Annotated in this window: 15 protein-coding genes; 10 read left to right on the top strand and 5 right to left on the bottom strand. The window is 71.4% G+C overall.

The window, feature by feature from the left end; translation table 11 throughout:
- Nucleotides 1–594 precede the first annotated feature (594 nt).
- Together AB0B86_RS03705 and ssd are read right to left on the bottom strand one after the other, a co-directional pair.
- Entirely contained in the window at nt 595–1,806 is a 1,212-nt protein-coding gene (locus tag AB0B86_RS03705; RefSeq protein ID WP_357415137.1) for a TadA family conjugal transfer-associated ATPase, read from the bottom strand.
- Nucleotides 1,803–2,906, bottom strand: coding sequence for a septum site-determining protein Ssd (gene ssd / locus AB0B86_RS03700; RefSeq protein ID WP_357415135.1), 1,104 nt, complete (start codon nt 2,904–2,906; stop codon nt 1,803–1,805). Before ssd ends, AB0B86_RS03705 begins: the two co-directional genes overlap by 4 nt.
- 347 nt (nt 2,907–3,253) lie before the next feature.
- Here ssd and AB0B86_RS03695 point away from each other — a divergent pair, with 347 nt between their 5' ends.
- The 5 genes from AB0B86_RS03695 (at nt 3,254) to AB0B86_RS03675 (ending at nt 8,317) form a co-directional block, all read left to right on the top strand.
- Nucleotides 3,254–3,685, top strand: coding sequence for a hypothetical protein (locus AB0B86_RS03695; protein WP_357415133.1), 432 nt, complete (start codon nt 3,254–3,256; stop codon nt 3,683–3,685).
- Nucleotides 3,686–4,553: 868 nt separating this feature from the next.
- The gene (locus AB0B86_RS03690; protein ID WP_357404568.1) at nt 4,554–5,357 is read left to right on the top strand and encodes an HAD-IB family hydrolase; all 804 of its coding nucleotides are present in this window, start codon (nt 4,554–4,556) and stop codon (nt 5,355–5,357) included.
- A gap of 175 nt (nt 5,358–5,532) precedes the next feature.
- Nucleotides 5,533–6,429, top strand: coding sequence for a hypothetical protein (locus AB0B86_RS03685; RefSeq protein WP_357415131.1), 897 nt, complete (start codon nt 5,533–5,535; stop codon nt 6,427–6,429).
- Complete coding sequence (locus AB0B86_RS03680) at nt 6,426–7,790, top strand: isoprenylcysteine carboxylmethyltransferase family protein (protein WP_357404572.1); 1,365 nt, start codon at nt 6,426–6,428, stop codon at nt 7,788–7,790. The genes AB0B86_RS03685 and AB0B86_RS03680 overlap by 4 nt, the downstream gene beginning before the upstream one ends.
- A complete protein-coding gene (locus AB0B86_RS03675; protein ID WP_357404573.1) occupies nt 7,685–8,317 on the top strand; it encodes a TetR/AcrR family transcriptional regulator in 633 nt (210 codons plus the stop codon). Before AB0B86_RS03680 ends, AB0B86_RS03675 begins: the two co-directional genes overlap by 106 nt.
- Before the next feature lie 7 nt (nt 8,318–8,324).
- On the opposite strand, the gene AB0B86_RS03670 is transcribed toward AB0B86_RS03675, so the two are convergent.
- The gene (locus AB0B86_RS03670; RefSeq protein WP_357415129.1) at nt 8,325–9,071 is read right to left on the bottom strand and encodes an oxidoreductase; all 747 of its coding nucleotides are present in this window, start codon (nt 9,069–9,071) and stop codon (nt 8,325–8,327) included.
- Nucleotides 9,072–9,348: 277 nt separating this feature from the next.
- Here AB0B86_RS03670 and acs point away from each other — a divergent pair, with 277 nt between their 5' ends.
- The 4 genes from acs (at nt 9,349) to AB0B86_RS03650 (ending at nt 18,270) form a co-directional block, all read left to right on the top strand.
- Nucleotides 9,349–11,313, top strand: coding sequence for an acetate--CoA ligase (acs, locus tag AB0B86_RS03665; RefSeq protein ID WP_357404577.1), 1,965 nt, complete (start codon nt 9,349–9,351; stop codon nt 11,311–11,313).
- A 266-nt stretch (nt 11,314–11,579) separates the two neighbouring features.
- Complete coding sequence (locus AB0B86_RS03660) at nt 11,580–14,375, top strand: immune inhibitor A domain-containing protein (RefSeq protein WP_357404579.1); 2,796 nt, start codon at nt 11,580–11,582, stop codon at nt 14,373–14,375.
- Nucleotides 14,376–14,717: 342 nt separating this feature from the next.
- Nucleotides 14,718–17,171, top strand: a complete 2,454-nt coding sequence (locus tag AB0B86_RS03655) for an immune inhibitor A domain-containing protein (protein ID WP_357404915.1) — start codon at nt 14,718–14,720, stop codon at nt 17,169–17,171.
- Between the two features lie 166 nt (nt 17,172–17,337).
- On the top strand, nt 17,338–18,270 hold the full coding sequence (locus AB0B86_RS03650; RefSeq protein WP_357404581.1) for an alpha/beta hydrolase: 933 nt from the start codon (nt 17,338–17,340) through the stop codon (nt 18,268–18,270).
- Nucleotides 18,271–18,274: 4 nt separating this feature from the next.
- Here AB0B86_RS03650 and AB0B86_RS03645 read toward each other — a convergent pair whose 3' ends face one another.
- Nucleotides 18,275–18,640 (bottom strand): hypothetical protein, encoded by a 366-nt coding sequence (locus AB0B86_RS03645; protein WP_357404583.1) that lies wholly within the window; start codon nt 18,638–18,640, stop codon nt 18,275–18,277.
- Entirely contained in the window at nt 18,637–21,570 is a 2,934-nt protein-coding gene (locus AB0B86_RS03640) for an SseB family protein (protein WP_357415127.1), read from the bottom strand. The genes AB0B86_RS03645 and AB0B86_RS03640 overlap by 4 nt, the downstream gene beginning before the upstream one ends.
- Before the next feature lie 152 nt (nt 21,571–21,722).
- Between AB0B86_RS03640 and mycP the strand changes: the two genes are divergently transcribed.
- Complete coding sequence (gene mycP, locus AB0B86_RS03635; RefSeq protein WP_357415125.1) at nt 21,723–22,946, top strand: type VII secretion-associated serine protease mycosin; 1,224 nt, start codon at nt 21,723–21,725, stop codon at nt 22,944–22,946.
- The last annotated feature ends 38 nt before the right edge of the window (nt 22,947–22,984 follow it).

The following is a 22,984-nucleotide window of genomic DNA, read 5'->3' as shown; positions in this document are numbered from 1 at the left end:
TGGCCGCTCCGGATCGGTCGCCCGGATCGGTTGCCAGGTCGGCACACCCGGCGGTCAGCAGCGCGTCCGAAGCGTCGTCGCGACGGTCCACCGCCTCATCGCCGCCGCAGATCGTCATCGCGGCCACGGATGTGCCACCCTGTCCAGCGACGTCCGGGACCCGGGCCTCCTGCCCGGTGCTCCCGGCCGGACGTCGGGGGTCCCGACGGGTCGGCGGGCGTGTCGGGCCTACCGGACGGGCATAACGCACCGATCCGCCCCTGGCCCCAGGCCCGCCCGCGCCGCCGGTGGCCTCCCGGCTGGGCCAGCCGAGCGCGGTCGACCTCCCAGTCCAGCCCGCCGTGGTCCGCGCCCGGCCTGAAGCAGCGACCGAGCCACCCGGCGTCGGTGAGTCACCAGGCCCGTCGACCAGCCCGTCCGGCGTACGGCCGAGTTCCCGGACCCACTCCACCAGGGCCTCGTCGGGATCCCCGACCCCGCTCCCCCGAGCCGTCGTCAACACCCGACGCCGACGGGCTCGGATGCTGCGTACGGGCCACGCCACCAGGGCCGCGGCGACCAGCAACAGTGCTGCCACCAGCATCGTGGCGCCGGTCATGCCGGACCTGCCGACCCGGGCCACGGTTCGCTGAGGATCGGCGGCACCGCCACCCCGCGCTCCCGGAGCAACGCCCCCAGCGCGCGGGCGGCCAACCCGAGACCCCCGCCGCGTACCCAGGCGGGCACCACTGTCACCAACCGTTCCGGCCCATCGGGCAGCAGCAGGCAGACCGACTCCAGGACGCGTCCCCGGTCAGAACGGCGTACCTGGAACAGCACCTGCAACGCGGCGGCCACCTGGGCGTGCAGCGCGGCGCGCGGCAGCCCACCCAGCATGCCCAGCGCCTCCAGCCGAGCCGGCACGTCGGACGGCGAGTTGGCGTGCAGGGTGCCGGCGCCCCCGTCGTGGCCGGTGTTGAGCGCCGCGAGCAGGTCGACCACCTCGCCGCCCCGGCACTCCCCCACCACCAGGCGGTCCGGGCGCATCCGCAACGCCTGCCGGACCAGGTCGCCGAGGCTGACCGCGCCCGATCCCTCCACATTCGCGGTACGCGCCTGAAGCCCGACCACGTGCGGATGCCCCGGACGCAGCTCGGCCGCGTCTTCCACAAGCACTATCCGCTCGGTGGCTGGCACCATCCCCAACAGCGTGTTGAGCAGTGTCGTCTTGCCCGACCCGGTGCCCCCGGTGACCAGGTACGCCAGGCGGGCGGCCACGACGGCGGCGAGCAGCGGTGCCACCGGTCGCGGCACGGTCCCGTGGCGGACCAGTTCGTCGAGGCTGAACGGCCGGTGTCGGAAGGTCCGCAGGGACAGGTAGGGGCCCTCGGTCGCCACCGGCGGCAGCACGGCGTGCAGTCGGGTGCCGTCGGGGAGCCGGGCGTCCGCGTACGGGGAGCCGTCGTCGAGCCGCCGGCCGGCGCTGGCGATCAGACGCTGCGCCAACCGGCGAACGTCCTCGATCGAGCCGAACGGCACCGCGACCTGTTGCAACCCCGAACCACGATCCACCCACACCCGGGTCCCGTTGACGAGGACGTCGGTGACCTCTGGGTCGGCGAGCAGTGGGGCCAACGGCCCGGCACCGACGAGATCGTCGTGCACCCGGTCGGCTATCCGCAGCACGGCGTTGTCGCCGAGCACCGCAGTGGTTGGTTCGGCCCGTACCGCGGAGACGATCGACGCCGCCGTGACCGGGGTGGTGGCCGCGGCGATCCGCTGCCGCACTCGGGCGGCGAGGGTGCCGTCCTGCGACCGGCCGGTCATGCCGCACCCGTCGCCGGGACGCCTGTCAGGTCGGCGACGATCCGCTGGCAGAGCGCGGCCAGCGGGCCTTTCCCTGCGGCGGCTGGCGCCTCGCCCCGTTCCAGCCCGCGGCACAGCCCCGGCTCGGGGCGCAACGTGCCTGCCAGCGGGAGGCCAAGAGCCCGTGCCACCTCGGTGGCACGTAGTCGTCCCGGGGCGGGCCCGCGCACCACCACCGAGAGCGCGGCGCAGTGCGGGGCGGCCGCGGCCACCACCCGAGCGGCCGCCGCTGTGGCACGCAACTCGGCGGGGACGACGACGAACGCCTGGTCCGCCGCCTGCAACGCGACAACTGCGGCGTCGTCCAACTGCCGTGGCACGTCGGCCACCACGAAGTCCCGACCCCGCCGGGCGGCGTCGACGGTCGCCGCCATCGCCGCCGCTGGCAGCGCCAACATCTCGCCGCGGTCCCAGGAGAGCACCACCAGATCCCCCCGGTTGGGCAGTGCCCGCACCAACGCCGGGGCGTCCACCCGCCCGTCGGCGCCGGTGAGCGACGGCCAGCGCAGCCCTTCCAACTGCTCCCAGCCGAGCACCAGGTCGAGGCCACCCCCGAGCGGGTCCGCGTCGACAAGCAGCGTGCGCAGCCGGGCCCGAGCGGCGGTCACGGCGAGGCCGCCGGCAAGCACGCTCGCCCCGGCACCGCCTCGGCCGCCGAGCACCGCGACGATCCGGGCGCCGACGCCGTCCGGGCGGTCCGGACCCTGCTCGGCGAACCGATCCACCAGCCACGGCTCCGCGGTGGGCAGCATGGCGACGTGCTCGGCCCCGATCAGCTCGGCGACCTGCCAGCCGGGGTCGAGCTGGCCGACGCGGCCGACCAGCACCAGCCGGGACCGCTGCGGTAACCGGGCACGCAGACACGACTGCGCCTGGTCGGCGCCGAGCAACACCAGCGGAGCGGGCTGCCAGCGGGTACGGGCGGCGGCCGGGTCGCGGGCCAGGTCCACCTCGGTCCCGCCGGCGGCGGCGAGTCGGAGCAGGTCATCGAGCAGTTCGTCGTCGCCGGTGACCACCAGCGGAAGCCGGCGGGTCGGCGGAACCGAGGTACGGGATGGCATCGCGGCCTCCAGCGATCGGGCTCTGGTATGCCGCCGACCATGCTCGGAAACCGCCCGGCAAGCTGCCCGACCGCGCCGATCTGTGGACAACCAGGCGGGCTGTGGACAACGCCCGCGGCGACAGTTGATCTGCTACGCGCTCGGCCGGTCCGCCTCGCCACGAGTTGCTCGGCAACGGGACCGCTTCTCCCGGGAGCGGTCCCACTGTCGACGGTCAGGCAAGTTGGTCGGTCGACGGCGCGGGTCACGTGCGATGTTCCAGCGGTCGCGGTCGGCCTCCTGGCGCGCGGCCTGGACGAACCCACTCCCCCACCGTGGTGGGCATCGATCGTTGTAGGATCCCCGTCGTGGGATACGCAGTAAACCCTTCAGGTCGCCTGCACCTCCCGGAGTCGGACGATGCCGCCGCGGCCGCCGCCGCCCAGGCCGCCATGGCCGAACGAGTTGGTTGGTACAACCCGGACACGGTTCCGCCGGTTGGCACGGTTACCGACCTGGCGGACGAGGCCAGCGCCTCGATCATCCGCGACGGAGACTGGCTCGAGTTCGGGTTCGACGACGCGGGCGACCCAAAATGGTCGAACCAGGCCACTGCCTTCTACGTGGCGATCGCGCCGTTCGTTCACTCGGGAACCGTCGACATCGAGGGTGAGGATGGTGCCCGTTGGTCATACACCTACGCCAACGGGCAGATCACCCAACAGGGTTGGAATGGTTGGGATGGATCGATCGAACCGTTTGGCGAGCACGTGAACCTCGATTCCCTGAACAATCCGTAGGCGCGACTTCCCGCATCGGCCGTTCGGATATCGACAGGGCTCTCCGGTGCTCCTATCGAGGGCACATCTCGCCGGCTGCCTCCGGGCGGAGTTTGGCCCCTCCGTCCCGAACGCCAGCACGGAACTGCTGCGTGTCAGCCATTGCCGTCTGGTGCCGTTGAGCAGGTGAAACATACTGGCTTATGCCGTCCGTCGTCAGCGCCTGGCGGCCGATTCGCTGCGTTCTCGCCGCTTCGGTCAGTGCCACTAAAACCCACGCCAGACATGGCGGCCAGAACGTGTGGCTTCCGTGTCCTGCTGACGGATCCACCACTCCCGGAGACCAACGGGACTAGCTAAGGCGCCCAGCCCTCTTGGTCACCTCGAACCATTCTCAGCAGAGGCGTCACTTTCTGCGCCGCAACCGCATCGTGTATTCCTTCCAGAATCCGGATGCCGTCGAGCGCATTTCCGCCGATCATCATTGCTAGCGCTTGCTTGTATTCGGCGGTGAGTATGTTGCCGCAGGCACGCCGTCACCAGTCCGGGAGCGCTCCCCGCAAAGGGACGACCCCCGTCGGGGGGAGACGGGGGTCGTCGAAGGTTCGGCTCCGGGGGGGTCGAGCCGAACCACTCAGCGGCCACGGGGGGTGCAACCGCTGAGGGTCTTGTCTATTTCGGGGATGTGAATGCTCGTCGTACCGACAAGTCTGCCTGAGCGGGCCCGTCACGTCGAGTGGTGCCGACCCCACTCACTGCGAAATTCTCCTCGCGGAGTGTGACCGTGATCACGCAGAGCGGGGATATTTGGTGCCAGCCCGCAGGTCCGAAGGGTGGCCTGACCCCGGGCACCCGCCGACGATAGACCATCCGGCTAGACTTTCGCGCCGTGGGCCGAAGTGCCGCTTTCTTCGATCTGGACAAGACCGTCATCGCCAAGTCGAGCGCCCTGGCGTTCGGTCGGCCGTTCTACCGGGACGGGCTGATCACCCGGCGTGACGTGGTCAAGTCGGCGTACGCGCAGCTGATGTTCCGGCTGGGCGGCACCGACGAGCAGACCATGGCCCGAACACGGGACTATCTGGCTGCGCTCTGCAAGGGCTGGCAGGTGGAACAGGTCCGCCAGATCGTCGCGGAAACCCTGCATGAGCTGATCAACCCCTATGTGTACGCCGAAGCAGCAGTCCTGATCGCGGAGCACCAGGCCGCTGGCCGCGATGTGGTGCTGGTGTCGGCGTCCGGCGAGGAGATGGTCCGGCCGATCGGCGAGTTGCTCGGGGTCACCGACGTGATCGCCACCCGGATGACGGTTCGGGATGGCCGGTACAGCGGCGAGGTCGAGTTCTACGCGGCCGGTCCGAGCAAGGTCGAGGCGGTCGGCGAGTTGGCCGCTGCCAGGGGTTATGACCTGGCTGACTCGTACGCCTACTCGGATTCGTACAGTGATCGACCGCTGTTGGAGTGTGTCGGTCACCCGAGTGTGGTCAACCCGGACCGGCAGTTGCGCAAGCTGGCTTCGGAGAATGCCTGGCCGGTGCTGGAGTTCCGGCACCCGATCCCGCTGGGCCGTCGGCTGCGGGAACGACCCGCCGTTCCGGTGGCCGCGGCGGCGCTCGGCGTCGGGGTGGGCGTGGCCATCGGTATCGCCTGGTATGGCCGGCATCGCCGGACCCGCGCCGCCGCCACCGCCTGACCGGTCCGGCCTGCGCGCCCCTTCCTCCCTACCCCTCGCTCCGGCAGCCCGGAGCGGCGGTGAGTGCGGCCCTCGTTCCCCTGCACCGCGCTCGGATCGCGCCGAATCACTCGTTGAGCGATTGCTCAAGTAGTCGTATGCTCCGTTTGAGCGACTGCTTAAAACGGGAGGTCATGTGACTCAAGACGAGGAACCGCCAGCAGAGCGAACGGCCGCGCACTGGATCCTGGCCGGCTTGATCACGCTTTTCGGGGTGGTCGTCTTCATCGGGGTGGTCGATCAGGGCCGGGCCGACAGCGCCGTGCTCTTCGTGGCGCTTCCGGTGCTGCTGGCCGCCGCGCTCGCCCTGACCCCGCGCCAGACGGCCCACGGCAGGGTCTTCGGGGCCGTCACGGTGGCCCTGCTGCTGGCGGCGGTGGTGCTGCACGAGGGTGCGGTCTGCGTCCTGCTGGCCGCCCCGCTGGTGTACGCGGTGGCGCACGGCACCACCGCCCTGATCCGCGCCCTGCAGAAGGCCAACCGGCCGTACGTGTTCGCGGCCGTGCCGCTGCTGCTCCTGCCCGGCCTGGAAGGCAGTGGCATCGTCGGCCGGGTCGACCCGGCGCAGACGGTCGAGGTGACAAGGGTCGTCGGGCTTCCCGTCGATCGGGTGGCCGAGCGCCTCGCCGCCGGCCCGCACCCGACCACCGTCCGTTCCGCGCCGCTGCGGCTGCTGGGCGTGCCCACACCGGGGCAGGTAAGTGGCGACGGGCTCAGCCTCGGCGATCGGTGGATGTTCGGCTACCACGGCAGCGCGCACGGCCCGGGCGGGCACCTGCTCGCCGAGGTGGACGACGTCGCACCGGGGCGGGTCGGCTTCCGCTTCGTCGAGGACAGCTCCATCACCGCGCGCTGGTTCACCTGGCGGCACGCGGAGCTGACCTGGCGGACGATCGACCCCGGGCACACCGAGGTCCGGATCCAGGTCGACTACGCCCGGGGTCTGGACCCGTCCTGGTACTTCGGGCCGGTGCAGCAGGTGCTGCTCGGTGCCGGGGTCGGGCACCTGCTCGACATGCTGGCGTTGGAGTGACCGTCGCCCGCTGGCTGAGCCTGGCGCTGCCGCTGCTCGCCGTACTCGCCGTCGGTGCCCGGGTGCGGGACCGGACCTCCCGGGCCGCGGCACTGCTGGCGTTCGTCGCGGCCGGGATCGGCATCGCCGCGCTGCACGAGGTCGCCCGCCGGACCGGCTGGTACGCGTTCACGCCGGTCGCCGGCGCCTACCGGGGGATGCCGGTGGACCTGTGGATCGGCTGGGCCGCCCTCTGGGGCGCGCTGCCGGTGCTGCTGCGCCGGGTGCTGCCGCTGCCGGTCGCGCTGGGTCTGCTGCTCTGGGTCGATGCGGTGGCGATGCCGGCGCTGCACCCGCTGGTCCGCCTCGGCCCGCACTGGCTCGTCGGGGAGGTGCTCGGGCTGCTCCTGGTGGCCCTGCCCGCCCAACTGCTCGGTCGGTTCTGCGCCGACCGCCGGCACCTGGGCGCGCGGACGCTGCTCCAGGTCGGGCTCTTCGCCGCGCTGCTGCTCTGGTTCCTGCCCACAGTGGCCTTCGAACTGGGCGACGGGACGTGGGCCGGGCTGACCGGGCTGGACCGCGGCAGGCTGCTCGTGGTGGCGCAGCTGGCCGTGCTGACGGCCACGCCGGCGCTGGCCGCCGTCGCCGAGTTCGCCGTGCGGGGCGGCGGCACGCCGTACCCGTGGGACCCGCCGCGTCGGCTGGTCACCACCGGCCCGTACGCCTACCTCGCCAACCCGATGCAGCTCACCGCGGTGGCGATGCTGCTGCTCACCGCCGGGGTCACCCGGAGCGTCACCCTGGCCCTGGCGGCGGTGTCGGCGGGAGCGTTCGGAGCGGCGGTGGCCGGGCCGCACGAGCACCACGACCTACGAGCGCGGTACGGCGACTCCTGGCGGGCGTACCGGGCTCAGGTGCGCGACTGGTGGCCTCGCTGGCGGCCCTACTCCACCGGGCCCCCGGCGGTGCTCTGGCTGGACGACGACTGCGGGCCCTGCGCGGCCACCTGGCGGATGCTGGCCCGGCGGCACCCGGCCGGGCTGCGGATCCGACCCGCCCGGGAACACGAGCGCGTGCTGTGGCGGGCGGAGTACGTGGGCGGCGACGGTCATACCGAACGGGGGGTGGCCGCCGTCGCCCGCGGACTCGAACACGTCCACCTCGGCTGGGCGTTTGTCGGCTGGACGCTGCGACTGCCCGGGGCCACCTGGCTCGCCCAACTTGTCACCGATGCGATGATCGCACCGCCGCACCCGGCCCGCCCGCGAGGAGAGCCATGTCCGACACCAAACAGCGCCTCCTCGACGGCACCATCGCCGCCATCCGGGAGCACGGCATCGCCGGCGTCTCCGCCCGTACCATCGCCGCCACCGCCGGGGTGAACCAGGCGCTCGTCTTCTACCACTTCGGCACTGTCGACGACCTGCTCGCGGCCGCCTGCCGGCACGGCACTGTCGAGCGGGTCCGGCACTGGTCGGCGCGGTTGACCTCGACCGGGTCGCTACGCGATCTGCTCGCCGTCGGGCGGGAGCTGCACGACGAGGAACGCCAGCTCGGCAACGTCAACTTCCTGGCCCAGATGCTGGCGGGGGCACAGGCGGACAAGCGGATGGCCGCACCGACGGCTGCGGCGCTCCAGCTCTGGGTGGACGAGATCGAGTCGGTCCTGCGCAGACTGCTCGCCGGCTCACCGTTCGCCGAGGTGGCCGACGTGCCGGGCCTGGCCCGCGCGGTCTCGGCCGCGTTCATCGGGCTGGAGCTCTACGAGGGGGTGGACGAGGCGGGCGCCGCCCGGGCGATGGCCGCCCTCGACCAGCTCGCGCTGCTGCTGGAGATCGTCGACGACCTCGGGCCGATCGCCCGCCGAGCGCTGCAAGCCAAGGTCAACCGCGCGGTACGGCGGGAGTGACAGCGGCTCAGCCGGCGGCGAGGATCTCGTCGCCGATGGCGGTGAGCTGGTCGGCGCCGACCTCCACCGCCGCCATGTAGTGGCGCAGCCACGAGCGCAACCCGTCCGGGGTGCCGGTGGCGAAGGCGCTGGCCGAGCCGACGTACTCGGGCTCCCGCTCGCGGTGCCCGACGTCGACGGCGAGCAGCCCCCGCGGGTCGAGACCGCTGGCGAGCAGCACCAGCCGGGCGGCACCACGGGCCACCAGGCCGGACGGTCCGGCGAACGGGCGCAGGTTCAGCAACTCACAGTGGACCACTGCGGCGAGCACAAGCGGCGAGACGGTGCTGCCGCCGGCAACCAGCCCGGCCAGCCCGTCCAGCCGGGCGGCGACCACCGGATCGGCCACCGGGCGACCCAACTCGGCCTCCGGCACCACGTCCCGGGCGGCGAGCACGTGCAGTTTCGCGAGCGCCTGCCGGGGTGCCTTCGGCCAGAGTTCGCTCAGGCCGGGCAGCGCCCCGGCGACCCGCAGCGCCCCCTGGAGCACGGGATCGGTGACAGTGCCGGCGCGGACCGCCTCGCGGTCGTGTCCGGCCCCCTCAAGGGCGGCGCTGGCCACCGCCGAGCGGAGGCTCACCTCGGCCGCTACCTGCCCGCCGTGCCGGCGCAGCGCCCGGTGCCCGAGCGCCTGGTCGAACCGCTCGCGGGCGCGCTCGACGGCGGCGGCGATGTCGGCGAGCGCGAGCAGGGGCGCGAGCGGGTCGGTGGTCACCCCGTCACGCTAGCGACCCGGCCCGACCCGGCGGGTGGCCCCCGGGCGCAACGCGACAGGGACCACCCCACCCGAGACACCCGCCGGCCCCCGACGGTGCCCCCGAGGGGCTCCGGGCGCCGGTCCTGGGCCGGTCCAGTGGGCGGCGACAGGCCGTCGGGCGCGCGGCGGGGGCCGCTCGGCGCGACCGGGGTGGGCGGCGGTCGCCGGCTTGCTGACCCGCGACTACCCTCGTGGCCAGCGAGACGCAGGTCACCCGAGGACGAGGAGTCACGGCATGAGCGAGGCATTGGCAAATCTGCTGAACGAGACGCGCCAGTTCCCCCCGCCGGCCGAACTCGCCGCGCACGCCAACGTCACAGTCGACGCGTACGCGGAGGCCGACTCCGACCGCCTCGCGTTCTGGGCGAAGCAGGCCGACCGGCTGGCCTGGTCGAAGAAGTGGGACGAGGTGCTCGACTGGTCGAACCCGCCGTTCGCGAAGTGGTTCGTCGGTGGGCAGCTCAACGTGGCGTACAACTGCCTGGACCGGCACGTCGAGGCGGGCCGGGGCGACAAGGTCGCGATCCACTGGGAGGGCGAGCCGGGCGACACCCGGACCATCACCTACGCCGACCTGCACGAGCTGACCTGTCGGGCGGCGAACGCGCTCACCGACCTGGGTGTCACGGCCGGCGACCGGGTGGCGATCTACCTGCCGATGATCCCGGAGGCGGCGGTCGCGATGCTGGCCTGCGCCCGGATCGGCGCGGCGCACAGCGTGGTCTTCGGCGGCTTCTCCGCCGACTCGCTGAGCAACCGGATCCAGGACGCCAGCGCCAAGGTGGTGATCACCGCCGACGGCGGCTACCGGCGGGGCAAGCCGTCGGCACTGAAGCCGACAGTGGACGAGGCGGTGGCGAACTGCCCGTCGGTGGAGCACGTGCTGGTGGTCCGCCGTACCGGCGAGGACGTGGCCTGGTCGGCGAAGGACCGCTGGTGGCACGAGACGGTGGAGACCGCGTCGGCCGAGCACACCGCGCAGCCGTTCGACGCCGAGCACCCGCTGTTCATCCTCTACACCAGCGGCACCACGGCCCGCCCGAAGGGCATCCTGCACACCACCGGCGGCTACCTGACCCAGGCGTCGTACACGACGCACGCGGTCTTCGACCTCAAGCCGGAGACGGACGTCTACTGGTGCACCGCCGACATCGGCTGGGTCACCGGCCACTCCTACATCGTGTACGGCCCGCTCTCCAACGGTGCCACGCAGGTGATGTACGAGGGCACCCCGGACACCCCGCACAAGGGCCGGTTCTGGGACATCGTCGAGAAGTACAAGGTCAGCATCCTCTACACCGCGCCCACGCTGATTCGCACGATGATGAAGTGGGGCGAGGACATCCCGGCCGGGCACGACCTGTCGTCGCTGCGGCTGCTCGGCAGCGTCGGCGAGCCGATCAACCCCGAGGCCTGGATGTGGTACAGGGAGTTCATCGGCGGTGGGACGCTGCCCGTCGTCGACACCTGGTGGCAGACCGAGACGGGCGCCATCATGATCTCTCCGTTGCCGGGCGTGACCGCGACCAAGCCGGGGTCGGCGATGGCCCCACTGCCGGGCATCGTGGCCGACGTGGTGGACGACCAGGGCCAGTCGGTGCCGAACGGCGGTGGCGGCTACCTGGTGCTGCGTGAGCCGTGGCCGTCGATGCTGCGCACCATCTGGGGTGACGACAACCGGTTCATCGAGACCTACTGGAGCCGGTTCGACGGCATGTACTTCGCCGGTGACGGGGCCAAGAAGGACGACGACGGGCACATCTGGCTGCTCGGCCGGGTCGACGACGTGATGCTGGTGTCCGGGCACAACATCTCGACCACCGAGGTGGAGTCGGCGCTGGTGTCGCACCCGTCGGTGGCCGAGGCGGCGGTGGTGGGCGCGACCGACCCGACCACCGGGCAGGCCATCGTCGCGTTCGCCATCCCGCGCGGCAGCGCCGACATCGCGGGTGAGGCCGGCGAGCAGTTGATCGCGGACCTGCGCAACCACGTGTCGAAGACGCTCGGGCCGATCGCCAAGCCGCGGCAGATCATGCTGGTGCCGGAGCTGCCGAAGACCCGCTCCGGCAAGATCATGCGCCGGCTGCTGCGTGATGTCGCGGAGCACCGGTCACTCGGTGACGTGACCACGTTGCAGGATTCCTCGGTGATGGAGTTGATCTCCTCGGGGATGAGCGGGGCAAAGTCCGACGAGGACTGACGGCAGGCGTACACACCGGAGGGTGGCGGTCCGTGCGGACCGCCACCCTCAGTCATTTCTTACGGGCACGGCCGACAGCGTCGCCCTGCTGTCACATCGGTCGGTCGGGGGAGCAAAAAGAAGCTGAACGGACCAAGCGGTGGGTCACCTCTGTCCTTTCGGCCGGTTGTGATTTAGGTTCACGCAGGTTGGCACAGTTCGACGGTCGTCGCATCGACGGTCGGCCGGGCCAGCGTCCTCCCCCCATGCCCGAGAAATGGAGCGGCATGAACCACAAACCGCAGTCCGGGTCGCGACGACGACTACTCGTCGCACTGCCCGCCATCGCCCTCGCGGCCACGTCACTGACCGTGACGGGCAGCGCAGCGGCCCAGTCGTCGTCCCCGACGCCCCGGGCGGTGATCGGCGCGGATGAGTACTACATCAACTACGCCGAGCCCGAGGTGCAGCCGGACACCGCCGGCCGCGAGGTCAAGGGTAAGAACGGCGTCTACACCCCCGCAGGCAACGACGCCCGCGCGTTCGACCAGAAGCACGCGCGAGGCAACCCGGTCACCGCCAAGCAGCTGGCCAAGATCGAGGCAAAGTCGATCAAGACGGGCAAGAGCCCGCGCCAGATCAAGCAGGCGCCCACCACGCAGACCGCGAAGCTGCTGACGTTGCTTGTCGAGTTCAACGACAAGGCCAACGACGACTTCACAGACGTGATGGTCCCGAAGACCGTGTTCGAGGACCGGACCTGCGTTCCCGGCACCGTGCAGAACGGGCCGAAGCACAACAAGATCCCGGACCCGTCGCGCCTCGCGCACGAGGACAACAACTCGATGTGGGTGCCGGACTTCTCGCCGTCGCACTACAACAAGATGCTGTACAGCAAGAAGGGCATCACCGAGCGGGTCCGCACGGACCTCAAGGGCCCGGACGGCAAGAAGGGCATCGACATCTCCGGTCGCACGATGCACAACATGTACCTGGAGATGTCCAAGAACGCGTACACGGTCGACGGGCAGGCCAGCCCGTGGATCAGCGTGCCGCACTCCGAGGGCTGGTACGCGGCCAACCGCTGCACCCAGGACGAGAACGGCGACTGGGTGCCCGGCCGGGAGCAGTCGATGAACGGCCACCCGGACAACCCGGCCGGCGCGGGCCGGCTGGCGACCGACGCGATCGACGCGCTCGCCGCGAAGGACCCCACCTTCCCGTGGGCCGACTACGACAAGGAAGACCAGGCCGACCGCGACGGTGACGGCAACCTCTTCGAGCCGGACGGCGTGATCGACCACCTCGTGCTGGTGCACGCCGGCAAGGGCAAGTCGAGCGGCGGCGGCGACCAGGGCGTGTACGCCGTCTGGGCGCACTCCTCCTCGGTTCCGGGTGGCTACACCATCCCGGGCACCAGCCTGAAGGTGTCGAACTACATCGTGCAGCCGGAGGACGCCGGGGTCGGCGTCTTCGCCCACGAGTTCGGTCACGACCTCGGCCTGCCGGACCTCTACGACACCTCCGGCAACGCCGACTCCGACGTGGACTTCTGGGACCTGATGGCCTCCGGTTCGCACTCGGGTGAGATCTTCCAGGCGCTGCCCACGCACATGGGCATCTGGGACAAGTGGGTGCTCGGCTGGGCCGACCCGCTGACCATCCGCCCCGGCTCAAACCCGCGCGAGGTGAAGCTCGGGCAGACCTCCCGCACCCCGATCGACGCCGAGGACGGCATCAAGGTCGACCTGCCGGACAAGGTCACCACGTTCGCCATCCCGCACAGCGGCACCAAGATGTGGCACAGCAACAACGACCAGAGCTGGGCCGATGTCAAGCTGAGCCGCTCGGTCGACGTGCCCAACGCCGCGGACGCCAAGTTCTGGATGTGGAACAACTACATCATCGAGGAAGACTGGGACTTCGGCTTCGTCGAGCTCTCGACCGACGGCGGCACGACCTGGTCCGAGCAGAAGGTGTACGCCGAGGGCGGCACTGTCGTCACGACGCCGGACAACTACGGTGACCCGAACGGCCGGATGAACGACTTCGGTGGCAAGAAGTACGGCCTGACCGGCAGCACCGACGGCTGGCGCCACGACTACGTCGACCTGTCGGCGTACGCGGGCACCACCGTCCAGGTGCGACTGCGGCTCGCCACCGACGAGGCGTTCGAGGAGCGCAACTGGTTCGTCGACGACTTCTCGGTCACCGGCGGCGGCGCCACCACCTGGAGTGACGACGTCGAGGGCGGCGCCAACGGCTGGGAGACCAGCGGCGGCACCTTCGTCGACACCACCGGCGCGGGCTGGAAGGTCTCCGGCGGCACCGAGACGCACGCGCAGTACTACCTGGCCGAGTGGCGCAACTTCGACGGCTTCGACAACGGCCTGAAGTACGCCTACGACACCATCTACTCGCGTGAGGCGTGGAAGGTCGACCGGATCTCCTACAACGCCCCGGGCATGCTCGTGTGGTACCGGGACAGCGCGCTCGGCGACGTCAACCACGTCACCGGGCAGATGACCGCCCTGCCGAGCTACGGCGCCAAGGGCGGGCTGCTGATCGTGGACTCGCACTTCGACCCGTACCGTCGCACGGGCGAGGCGGCCGCGCTGGACCCGTCGGTGACGGACAACCTGCCCAGCCGTCCGCAGTCGGCGAACGCGGCCTTCACGCTCCAGAAGACGTACCCCTTCACGGAGTGCCTGGAAGCGCCGGACGAGCCGTACAGCGCGTACTGCACCAAGTTCAAGGCGCAGGCGCCGGTGAAGGCCTTCACCGATGCCAAGACGTGGTACCCGGGCATCGAGATGCGCGACGGGGCCGCGTACGCCCGGGACAACGACGCGTCGGTGGTCGTTCCGTCGCGCAACAACGCGCCGTACACCACCCGGGTCACCCACCCGGACGGCAGCCCGGCGCCGGAGTTCTACGGCACCACCCTGGGCGGCGGCGCGATCGTGCTGGGCACCGGCAACCCCGGTGACGCAGGCGTGAACTACGGCGTGTCGCTCACCGTCAAGAAGGCCGCGAAGGACAACACCTCCGCGACGATCTTCGTCACCCCGGCGACGAAGTGACGCTCTGCTGAGCGGTAACCGATAACAGTGGTTGGTGGGGCCGGTGGCGGAGACGCCGCCGGCCCCACTGTCGTACATCGATCGGGTCTATCGAAATACGTCGTTGCGGACCGGGGGTGGCCGGCCCGCCGCAGGCCAATGTGGCTGATGAAGCGCCGGGGTGTGACGGTGAAAAGCATTCTCAACAAAATCTTGCAACAAATCGACGCGTTCGTCTTCCCACCCGTCCCAGCAGTAACTATGTTCACCCTTGGTCCCACTCGTGGGATCGATCTCCCACCGGCCCGTACCCCCGTGGGGCCGGTTCCCTCACACCGGAGGTACCACGTGCGCAAAGTCGCAGTGGGTCTGCTCGGGCTCTCACTGACGGCGACGGGCCTGTTCTACGGTCCGTCCGCCTCGGCGGCGCCGCAGCCCAAACTGCCGGCGGCACCGGCCGCCGCAGAGCCGCAGGCGCTGCAGGACGAACTCCCCGACAAGCTCGAGGACAAGCGCCGCGAGCTGCGTGAGCAGGGCCTCGCCGACGTGCTGAGTGGGCGCAGCAAGCCCATCGAGCGCAACGGCAGCAAGGTCGTCAAGGTCGGCCAGGTGGGCAAGGCGAGCACGGCCAAGGCCAACGCCCGCACGGCCGGCACCGACCCGGAGCCCCGGGACCAGTACGTCGAGCTTGAGCGTGAGCGGACCGACAAGATCTTCGTGATCCTTGCCGAGTTCGGCGACGAGCGGCACCCGTCCTACCCGGACAAGGACATGAACCCGGACATCGCCGGGCCGACGACCTTCCAGGGGCCGCTGCACAACAAGATCCCCGAGCCCAACCGGGCCGTGGACAACTCCACCATCTGGCAGCCGGACTTCAGCCCGGAGCACTTCCGCCAGGTCTACTTCGGCACCAACCCGGGCGACGAGTCGCTCAAGCAGTACTACGAGGCGCAGTCCTCGGGTCGCTACACCGTCGACGGTGAGGTGACCGACTGGGTCAAGGTCCGGTACAACGAGGCCCGCTACGGTCGCTCCGACGACCCGATCCCGGACCCGGAGCCCGGCGAGGAGCCGAACCCCGGGGACGACCCGGCCGTCTGCGCGGACAACGTCTGCTCGAACACCTGGGCGCTGGTTCGCGACGCCGCCAACCAGTGGGTCGCCGACCAGAAGGCCAAGGGCCGGACCGACGAGCAGATCGCCACCGAGATGAAGTCCTTCGACCAGTGGGACCGATTCGACTACGACGGTGACGGCGACTTCAACGAGTCGGACGGTTACATCGACCACTTCCAGATCGTCCACTCCGGTGGCGACCAGGCCGACGGTGACCCGCAGCAGGGTGAGGACGCGATCTGGAGCCACCGTTGGTCGGCGTACAACAGCTCGCCGGTCGGCCCGCCGAACCTTCCGATCGGCGGCACCGAGATCGGCAACACCGGCGTCTGGATCCGCGACTACACGATCCAGCCGGAAAACGGCGGCCGCAGCGTCTTCTACCACGAGTACGGCCACGACCTGGGCCTGCCGGACGACTACGGCCCCGCGGACAACAACAACGAGCACTGGACCCTGATGGCCCAGAGCCGGCTCGGCGCCAAGAACGACGTCGGCATCGGCGACCGGGGCGGCGACCTCGGCGCGTGGAACAAGCTCCAGCTCGGCTGGCTCGACTACAAGGTGTTCGTCGCGGGCCAGGACAAGAAGCTGGATCTCGGGCCACAGGAGTACAACTCCGAGAAGGCACAGGCCGCCGTGGTGGTGCTGCCCCAACGGGAGTACACCTTCAACTACGGCGCACCGATCGAAGGCGCCAAACAGTACTTCTCCGGTAACGACGACAACCTCGACAGCAAGATGACGAGGACGTTCGACCTCACCGGGAAGTCCACCGCGGCGCTGTCGCTCAAGGGCAAGTACAGCATCGAAGCCAACTACGACTACCTCTACTTCGAGGCGTCGACCGACGGCGGTCAGTCCTGGATCGACCTGAACGGCACCGTCAACGGCCAGCCGATCGGCGTCGACGGCAACGGCCGCCCGGCCCTCTCCGGCAGCAGCAAGGGCGCCTGGACCGACATCAACATCCCGCTGACCGCTGTCGCCGGCAAGTCGGCGCAGGTTCGCCTGCACTACGTCACCGACGGTGGTGTCTCCGAGGGCGGCTTCTTCGGTGACGCGATCACCGTGACCGCCGACGGTCAGACCGTGTTCAGCGACGGCGCCGAGACCGACGCCGGCTGGACGCTCGACGAGTTCGAGGTGGTCGGGGCGACTTACACCCGGCTGTTCGACAACTTCTACATCGCCGGCAACCGGTCGTACGTCTCGTACGACAAGTACCTGAAGACCGGCCCGTACTTCTTCGGCTACGCGAACACCCGCCCGGACTGGGTGGACCACTACGCGTACCAGGAGGGCCTGCTCATCTCGTACTGGAACACCCGGTTCTCCGACAACAACACCGCGCCATACGACCCGGAGACGAACCCGGGTGGCCACCCCGGTGAGGGTCGCAACCTGTACATCGACGCGCACCCGGAGCCGATCTACAACCTGACCGGTGCTCCGTGGCGGGCCCGGATCCAGGTCTACGACGCGCCGTTCAGCCTCAAGAAGGCCGACTCGTTCACCCTGCGTCTCAACAGCCAGCCGCAGTACATCCGCGGTGAGGCCGCGCAGCCCCTGTTCGACGACACCAAGAAGTACTTCTACGAGGAGCTGCCGAACCACGGCGTCAAGCTCCCCGCGACCGGTGTCAAGATCAAGGTTCTGGAGCAGGACGGCACCTCGATGAAGATCCGGATCTTCTGACCGACGATCCCGCACCACCCAGCGGCGCCCGGGCAGGTTCTCTGCCCGGGCGCCGCCCTTTGTCCGGCCGAGGCCCTGGCACCACTACGGGTCAGACCCGGGGCTTTCCCCTGTTCAACGCGACCGCCAAGACCGCCCGCGGTATCCGGGTCCTAGGCTGTCTGCCATGACCGACCAGCGCGGCGGAGTCGTCGACGAGTCCTGTGTCCTCACCGAGGGGCCGTGGACGCACCGTTTCGTCGGCGCCAACGGCACCCGGTTCCATGTGGTCGAAGCCGGCACCGGGCCGATGGTGCTCTTCCTGCACGGTTTCCCGGAGCACTGGTGGGCGTGGCACCAGATGCTGCCGGCGGTCGCCGACGCCGGCTTCCGGGCGGTCGCCGTCGACCTGCGCGGCTACGGCGCCAGCGACAAGCCACCCCGGGGGTACGACGGCTACACCCTCGCGGCCGACATCGCCGGGCTGATCCGGGCGCTCGGTGAGCGGTCGGCGACCATCGTCGGCAGCGGCGTCGGCGGCATGGTGGGCTGGACGGTGGCCTCCTTCCATCCGGCCCTGGTCCGGCGACTCGTGGTGTTGGGGGCACCACACCCACTGCGACTGCGCGCCGGCATCTTCGCCGACCCACGTGGGCAGTTCGCCGCCTCCACCCCGGCGCTGAAGTTCCAGCTACCCCGCTACGAGCACGTACTGACCCGGGACGGCGCGGCGGCCGTCGCGGAGATCCTGCGCCGCTGGGGCGGGCCACGCTGGGTCGCCGGGCCGGACTTCGAGGCGTACGCCGAGCGGTGCCGGGAGGCGATGTGCATCCCCCAGGCCGCGTTCTGCGCACTTGAGGGTTACCGCTGGGCGTTCCGCTCGCTGCTGCGGCTGCACGGCTACCGGTTCGTCCGGCTCATGCAGAAGCCGCTGGCCACCCCGACCCTGCAGCTGCACGGCGCACTGGACGCCGCCTCCCTGCCGCGTACCGCCCTGGGCTCCGGCCGCTACGTCGTCGCCCCCTACGAGTGGCGGCTGCTCGACGGGGTGGGGCACTTTCCGCACCTGGAGGCGCCCGAGTTGGTGCTCGGCGAGATCCTGCGCTGGGCCAAGAGCTGACCGGTCAGACCCGCTGCTCCCGCAGGTTGGTGACCTCGGCGGCGGGCGCCCACCCCTGGTAGACGCCGAAGTCGAAGACCTCCAACCGCATCGCCTCGGCCACCGGCCAACGACCGCCTGTGTATTCCACCCGCAACCAGGCATCGTGCTCGCCGAGCACGATGAACGGCTGCCCCTGCCAGGTGCAGGTGGTCCGCACGTACGCGAGGTCCTCGATCTCGCTCGTCGGCAGCACCCGGACGTACCGGCCGGCCCGGACCTCCTCGAAGCCCTCCCCCGGTTCGCGTTGGTAGAGGCGGATGTTGTCGCCATCCGGGCTGGCCTGGTATTCCCGACCCTGCCACCGGGCCACGTAACCGTCGCGCATCACGCCTCACCGACCCGTCGCCAGACCACCGTGTCGGTGTCCAGTTCGGCGATCACCCGCTCGGTGCCGTCCGCGCCGATCCGCCAGAGCTGCGCACCGTGCGGAAGTCGCGCGCTGTCCACCTTGAACTCCGCGACCACGTCGCTGCTCTCGCCCGGGGCGAAGCCGTTGCCCCGGAACGGGGGCCGCTCGATGACCCAACCCTCCATGGCCCGCATCGCCGGTTCGTTCTGACCGCCGTAGGGGATCCGGTAGAGGCTCGGCCGGTGCGCCGGCCAACGCAGCACGTAGATCTCGTCGGCGTCTCTGGCGAACGGCGAACCCGGGTAGCTGAGGCCGAGAGCGTCGTACACCTGCGCGGGCGTGGTCAGGTGGGCCAGCTCACCGGCCCGGTGCACGAACCCGGACACCCGGTCGTACCCGCGATCCAGGTAGTAGGCGAGTTGGCTGGGTGCGACAGCCTTCTGCATGACCGTCGGTCGGGTCGGGTCGACCGCCGCTGGGGCGTACCGCGGGCGGGCGGTGGGCTCCGCCACGGCCGGCGCTTCCTCCGGGTCCACCTCCAGGTCGTCACCGAGCCCCACCTCGGCGGCCCAGTTGGCCAAGGCGACGATCTGCTCACCGGGCAGCTTGGCACCGACCGGGGTGCCCGGGTTGACGGCGAACGACCAGTCCTCGTCCGGCCACCGCCGGATCAGTTGGGCGAACTTCACCCGGACGGTGGCCACGTCGTCCTCGACGTGGTCGGCGAGGCGTTCCGGTGACGTGTAGACCACCACGTACGTCTCGCCGTCGAGCTGCGCCGTCCGCCAGACGAAGCCCGCATCACCGGGGCGGCTGCCCGGCAGAGAATCCGGGGCCGCCGGTAGCAGCACCCGGGCCAGCAGCAGGGTGGACAGGAAGGTGTCGGTGCTGCCGGCGCCGGCGGCACCGAGGAGGTCTTCTTCGACGGTGTTGGCCGGCTCGAACTCGACAGGGGCCGGCTCGTCGACAGGTGGCGGCTGCCCGCCGCCGTCCGCTGTCGCGCTCCCGCCGCTGCCGACCCGATCCGCACCAGCCGACGAGCCGTCGACGTCGGTGTGATCGGCACTGGCCGGGACGCCATCGTGGACATCGGTGTGCCCACCGCCCGTGCCGGCAGCACTCCGGACGTCCGCAGCGGGGCCTCCGGCCATCGGCCCGCCGACGGGCGGCCCCGAAGGGCTCGGACCGGGGTTGGCCGACGCGGGACCGGACGGGGTGGGGCTGGGGGACGACGGGGTGAACAGGTCCGGGCCGGAGGGCGCCGAGTCGAACGGTCGCGGGGCGGCCTCGGCGGGGCGGAGCGGCCGGGCCGCGTCGAACAGGCCGTTGGTCTCCACCGGGTCGGGGAGGTCCCGGGACTCGATGACGGTGCCCTCGATGACGATGGGCGTGAAGCCGCGCCGCGGCGCGGGCGGGCCGGAGACCGGTTCGGCCACGGACGCCGGCAACTCCTCCACCGGCCCGAATCGGCTCGGCCGGTCCCGGGGGATCGCCTGGGTCTGGTCGGCCGGTGCGCTGGGCCGCTCCGACGCCCGGGGCGGCGGTGGCTCACCCGTCATCCGAAAGGCGCGGGTCGGCTCCTCGGCCAGCGGGGTGGGCCGGCGCGGCGGCAAGGGCTGAGTGATCTCCTCGCCGGTTGCCGGTGCGCGTAGTCCGCGAGACGCACCGAGGTCGCCGCCCGGCGGACGCAGCGGCCGGGTGGCGTCCGGATCCGTCATCGGAAAGGCCCGGGTCGCGTCCCCCTCGGCCGGCGCGTCGGCCGGACGTCGGCGGGGGAAGGGCTGGCTACCTCGCCCGAATCGGGTCGGTGGGGCCGCCCGGTCGCCGGAGCGCCCGACGCCGGGCGTCGGGTCGGACGCCCGTTCCCGGGCGGTGCTCGGCTCGAAGAAGGAACGACGTCCGTCCTGCGGACCGCCGTTGCCGTTGCCCACGGTCAGGCTGTCGGCGTCGCCCGGCCGATTCGCTGCCGGCCAGCCCACACCCGGCCCGGCGGCATCGGCCGGGCCGACACCGGGACGGTCGACGGGGGCCAACGGGCTGAACCGGGACGGCCGGCCGGTGCGGGGCAGCGCGCCGGTGCCCGACGCGCCCGGTCGGGGCGGGTCGCTCGGGTATCGCTGACCGGCGGCGGGCAGGTCCTCCTCGTGCGGCCGGTGCGACGGTTCGACGAGGCCGGGCGTCCGCGACGCGGGGCCGGGCGCCGGCGGGGCACCGGCCGCCCGACCCGCCGGACCCCACGCGGCCCGGCGGGGCGGGACGTGGGCCGGCGGGATCGAGGCAGGCGGGATCGGGGCAGGCGGGACATGGGCCGGCGGAACCAGCGGAGGCGGAACCGGGGCAGGTGCAACCGGGGCAGGCGGAACGTGGGCCGGCGGGACCGGGGTGGGGCCAGCAAACGTCGCACCCGTGGTGGGAGGCGATCCGGCAGCCGGCGCGGCGTCCCGACCGGGCGTGCCGGTGCGGGTGCGGGCCAAGGTCTCCGCCCGCTCCAACCGGGCGCGGGCGCCCCTGGCACGGCCGGGCAGGCGTACGTCGCCCCGGGAGAGCTGGGACACGAACCAGGCCGGCAGGTAGCCCTCGACCGGCAGGCCCGGGTTGACCGCGAGCCACCACTCCTGGTTGGGCCAGCCGAGCGCGAGGTCCGCGAAGGAGACCCGTCGACTGGTGCCAGAGTGCTCACCGAGGCAGACCCGCAGGGCGGTGGCGGAGGTGAAGGCGAGCACGTGCGTCCGACCACCTGTGGTCCAGGTGCCCCACCCGGGGGGTGCCTGACCGGGCTGCGCCGGCGCGGAGACCGGCAGCAACAGATCGGTCCGGGACAGAAGTCGGAAGTAGAGCTCCTGGTCGTTGGCGCGCAGCGCGTCGTGCATCGCCACCTCGGCCTCCGTGGCCGGCTCCCATGCGGTCACGGCCACCTCCCCTTCCGAGAACAGGCCACAGGTATCGCGTACAACCTACAAGGTGGTATCAAGATCACAATGGCTGACCGTCGGCGGCCGACCGGGGCGCGGGTGAGGCGATAACATCCCGTCCCGGAGCCGACACGATACGGAGGCTGTCGATGTCTCGATCGATCACGCGCCCGGTCCTCGCAGGTCTGGCCGCGGGCCTGCTGACCGTACCGGCTCTCCCGAGCGCGACCGTCACCGCCGGGCTCCGAACGGCGCCGGTGTGCGCGACCCCACTCGCCCCGGTCCGGCCGGTCACTGCCACACCGTGGCCTCAGCAACGGTACGACCCGACCCGTCTCGCGCCGCTGGCCACCGGCGCCGGGGTGACCGTCGCCGTGGTCGACTCCGGGGTGGACCGGGCGCATCCCCAACTGGCCGGCCGTGTGCTGGCCGGCACCGATCTGCTCGACCCCGGCGGCGACGGCAGTCGGGACTGCGCCGGGCACGGCACCGGTGTGGCGAGCATCATCGCGGCGGCACCTCAGCCCGGGATCGCCTTCCGGGGCGTGGCGCCCGGCGCCCGGATCATGCCGGTGCGGGTGAGCGAACAGCAGGTGGTGCAGGGGCGCGAGTCCGGGCGCACGGTCAGCGCCGACGAGTTCGCCCAGGCCATCCGCTGGGCCGTCGACCACGACGCCGACGTGGTGAACCTGTCGGTCGTGTTGTACGCGGACGACCCGGAAGTCCGTTCGGCAGTGCGGTACGCGGTCGACCGGGACGTGGTGCTGGTGGCCGCTGCCGGCAACCTGCACGACGGCGGGGATCCCCGACCGTTCCCCGCCGCCTACGACGGGGTGCTCGGCGTGGGGGCGATCGGCGCGGACGGTGCACGGGCGTCCTTCTCGCAGACCGGTTCGTACGTCGACCTGGTCGCACCGGGCAGTGAGGTGCTGACCGCCGCCCCCGGGTCGGGCCATCATCAGGTCGAGGGCACCAGCTACGCCGCGCCGTTCGTGGCCGCCACCGCCGCACTGCTGCGCGAGTATCGACCCGAGTTGACCGCCGCCCAGGTCGCGGAACGGATCATCGCCACCGCCGATCCGGCTCCCGGCGCGGGCCACGGCGGCGAATACGGTGCCGGTGTGTTGAACCCGTACCGGGCGGTCACCGAGACCAGCGGCAGCCGCGCGGCCGATCCACGACCGGTCGCCGTGCTCGCCGACGACCGGACCGACCCGGCGCTGCTGGCCCGCCAGGCCCGCCGGGCCACCGCGCAGCGACGTGCTCTGCTGGTCGGCGCGGCGGTCGGCACGGTGACGGCCGTCGTGGCGCTGTTCGCCCTGGTGGTGCCCCGCGGGGCCCGGCGACGCTGGCGCCCGGCCGACCCGGCCTGACCTCGACGGCTGACCGCCCGGACCGTCGGCCCTCGACG

Source organism: Micromonospora sp. NPDC049047, assembly GCF_040649135.1.
Taxonomy (GTDB): Bacteria; Actinomycetota; Actinomycetes; order Mycobacteriales; family Micromonosporaceae; genus Micromonospora.
The sequence above is the reverse complement of the archived record's forward strand: the minus strand, read 5'-3'. Positions and strand labels throughout refer to the sequence as shown.

Coding starts and splice junctions, on each gene's coding strand:
- AB0B86_RS03705 (WP_357415137.1), bottom strand. CDS start 1,806: ATGACCGGCCGGTCGCAGGACGGCACCCTCGCCGCCCGAGTGCGGCAG.
- ssd (WP_357415135.1), bottom strand. CDS start 2,906: ATGCCATCCCGTACCTCGGTTCCGCCGACCCGCCGGCTTCCGCTGGTG.
- AB0B86_RS03675 (WP_357404573.1), top strand. CDS start 7,685: ATGTCCGACACCAAACAGCGCCTCCTCGACGGCACCATCGCCGCCATC.
- acs (WP_357404577.1), top strand. CDS start 9,349: ATGAGCGAGGCATTGGCAAATCTGCTGAACGAGACGCGCCAGTTCCCC.
- AB0B86_RS03660 (WP_357404579.1), top strand. CDS start 11,580: ATGAACCACAAACCGCAGTCCGGGTCGCGACGACGACTACTCGTCGCA.
- AB0B86_RS03650 (WP_357404581.1), top strand. CDS start 17,338: ATGACCGACCAGCGCGGCGGAGTCGTCGACGAGTCCTGTGTCCTCACC.
- mycP (WP_357415125.1), top strand. CDS start 21,723: ATGTCTCGATCGATCACGCGCCCGGTCCTCGCAGGTCTGGCCGCGGGC.